2 protein-coding genes are annotated in these 3,207 nt (G+C 49.0%); one reads left to right on the plus strand and one right to left on the minus strand.

Annotation, left to right across the window (positions count from 1 at the left end; genetic code table 11):
* Positions 1-195 precede the first annotated feature (195 nt).
* The gene (locus Q0294_RS00020; protein ID WP_299459340.1) at positions 196-1,818 is read right to left on the minus strand and encodes a hypothetical protein; all 1,623 of its coding nucleotides are present in this window, start codon (positions 1,816-1,818) and stop codon (positions 196-198) included.
* 536 nt (positions 1,819-2,354) lie between these two features.
* Between Q0294_RS00020 and Q0294_RS00025 the strand changes: the two genes are divergently transcribed.
* A partial coding sequence (locus Q0294_RS00025) for a DUF58 domain-containing protein (protein ID WP_299459342.1) occupies positions 2,355-3,207 on the plus strand: 853 nt, incomplete at its 3' end.

The raw sequence follows: 3,207 nt of genomic DNA on the forward strand, positions 1-3,207 counted from the left end.
TGAATCATAGGCATTGTAACTGCAGAAACAAGTTCTGCAATCGATACGCGCAAATGATCCGGATCGCGACTAGCGAGACCGCATCGAACAAGGGCACAAACGGCCCTGAAATTTGAGAAACAGGCGTTTTCAGCCCGGATACTGAATATCGAGTAAGCGGCAGAAGAAATCAATCCCCACGCCCGCTCTACACCGTTATTTCGCGGGAGCCGGTTCCGTCACCTCAGCCGGGGCGATCTGCCAGAGTGAAATGTTGCCGAACTTTTCGCTGCATTTGGGGCATTTTGTTTTGGCAATCCCTTTACCCGTTTTGCCCCCGATTCGCTCTTTCTTTCGGGAATCTTCACTCACAATCAACTGGCAGGCCTGACACTGTCTCCCTGCAAGATTCAACTTGATTTCGGAATCCGCTTCATAAAAATCAAGGTGTTCGTTATCCAGCACTTCGAAAGACTGTTCGCTGTAGTGACAGGTCACTGCTTTGATTTGATCCGTCAACGGGATCCCGGAATCCTGCCCCAGAGTTTTCAGACCAAAGAGTTCAGACATGGCAGCATAAAACTTGCGATACTCGGTCAAAGAAAAGGTCAAATACTGATTTTCTTTCGCGTCTTCCTGCTTCGGCAATGCAATCGCAATCCGCCCTTTTCCAAAGACAGGCACTCCCGCGAAAACCGATTCATGGTCATACATCGTAGGAAATGCGACTCGCACAGTCGGAATTTGATCTCCTTTGATAATCTGCACGCTGGCAGCAGGGAGTTCCGCTATGTCTTTTTCTTCACGCAGATGCTGCGAAATGTCGGCTCTGGCTTTTTCCTGTTTCTCCTTCGAACCGCCGCCCAGCAGCCCCGCTTTCACCAACCCCAGGATCAGCATACTCTCCGGAGAAATTGCCAGATCGACCGTAGTAAATGTTTTTTCCAGACTGTTGGGCTTCAATTTGAGTTTAGTCGGATCAACGGCATGTAACTTGATGTCTTTCAACCAATGGGTATAAGAGCCGGCACCAACCCCCTCAGTCGCGGCGGTTTCGCCTGCCTGCGCAGCCTGATCACCCGTTGATTCGGCTGCTTCCCCGTCTTTTGTGCCTGCTGCCAGGGGGACGAGATACAGGACGTTACAGGCGGGACATTTACCGGCAGAACCCCGATATTCTTCGCGAACACGAATTCGATGCCCGTTCGGACAATAAACAACGATCCCCCCGTCCATTTTTCCGGCCCGACGCCGTCGTTTCCGCCCGGCGCCTTTGCGACGTTTTTTATCCTCTTTTTCCTCTTCCATCGCGACATTCAATAAGACGTCCCCTCCCGTCGCCACCGAATGGTCTTCAGCAGGTGCCTCCTTGATTTGTTTCGATTTTGCTTCGGCTGCTTCCTCGGCTGTTGTATTCTGTGCTGATTCTTCGGGAGTTTCTTCTCTGGCCAGGGGAATGGTTTCCGGCTCTCTCTCGTCGCTGCCCTGCTTATTGCCGCTCAGCTGAAAATCATCATCCGACGCTTCATATTCCGTGACGGCAATACTTTTATCCAATATGAAATCGTCATCATCGCGATCGGAATATCCGGTCATCGTGGCAGTGGAAGTGCGGGAGTTTGCTTCGGCGGAATCCTCAGAGTCGTCCGGCAGTTGACTGAAAATCATCGGCGCCGGATTTTCCTGCATCTTGCGATATGCTTCTGCGATATCTTCGCGCATGAACGAACCACAATTCCAGCAGCGAACGAGGCCAGTGCGAACCATCTCATTACAAAGCGGACATGGTATCTCGGAACGATTATTATTGCGTTCATCCGAAGTTATGTCGTTTGACATAATAAATCCCTGTAACTGGATAAGTAATAACGTTAATGATAGTCAGATAATAAAATCATGAATGCTTCTGCAAAATGAATAGAATCAGTTGTTGCATGTAGATGAAATCAGAAGCATTTTTTTATATGAGAACGAATGGTATTAAAATCAACCTGCGGCGCTGCGCGTTGTCAGATTAACATAGCATCTGGGCAAATGCAGTACCGTTTTTTGCTTTTATTAATATTAGTAACGACCGGGCACTGCCATCGCTCCCCGTTTCAAAGAAGAGGCATTTCCCGCAACGTCACCTATGGTAAACCTACTCTATTCCACTTTCAAAGCAAGTTTAAGATTCCGATTATCTTACCCGGAGTCTTACTTCCAGATTATACGAGTGCTACAAAATGTTCAAGAGTATAGACCATTCTCCCACCAGACCGCATAAATGATTTTATCGTTCCTCTCGCTCCTCAAAAAGAGAATTAAACGGACCGGGACATTCAGACGCTCAACTGTTATAGTGGAGGCGTTATCCAGAGGGGAGTTCATCATCGATGGCAAATGCGGAACAATATCTCAAACCTGAAGTCATCCAGACAGTTGCGCGCCTTGATTTGAGAGCAAAATTCATTGTGGAAGGCTTTCTCAGTGGTCTGCACGCCAGCCCGTATCATGGATTCAGCGTCGAATTCAGTGAGCATCGGCGTTATACCCAGGGGGACGACCCGCGCGACATCGACTGGCAGGTTTACGCCAAAACCGACCGCTATTACATTAAAAAGTACCAGGCGGAAACGAATCTGACCGGTTATCTGGTACTGGATCTGTCAGAGAGCATGGCTTACACCTATCGCCAGCAGCTTTCAAAATTCGACTACGCCATCTGCCTGGCCGCCTCACTGGCTTACATGATGATTCATCAACAGGACCCGGTCGGTCTGATTACCTTTGGTGACCGGATCAAGAACTTTCTCCCGGCACGCAGTAAACGCGGTCAACTGGGAAATATTCTGGCGATGCTGGCAAATTCACAACCCTCTGGTACGACAGAAGTTTCACAGAATATCCAGCAGATTGCCTCGATGGTTAAACATCGCAGTCTCTTCATGATCTTCTCGGATTTATTGACCGATCAGAAACAGGTTTTGGACAGCCTGCAACGTCTTCGTTATGCCGGCCACGATGTCATCGTCTTCCAGATTCTGGATGAAGCCGAGGTCTTTTTCCCCTTTGAAGGCATGGTTGATTTAAAAGAACCGGAAGCCGGCGACTCCATGGTTCTGGATGCCGAAGGAATGAAAGCGGACTACCTCGAAGCACTCAAGGAACTCCGAGACACCTATGCGGAAAAACTGCAGGCGATCGGCGTCGATTATGTTCCCCTCGATACCAGCATGCCGTTTGACA

Source organism: uncultured Gimesia sp. (assembly GCF_937919775.1).
GTDB lineage: Bacteria > Planctomycetota > Planctomycetia > Planctomycetales > Planctomycetaceae > Gimesia.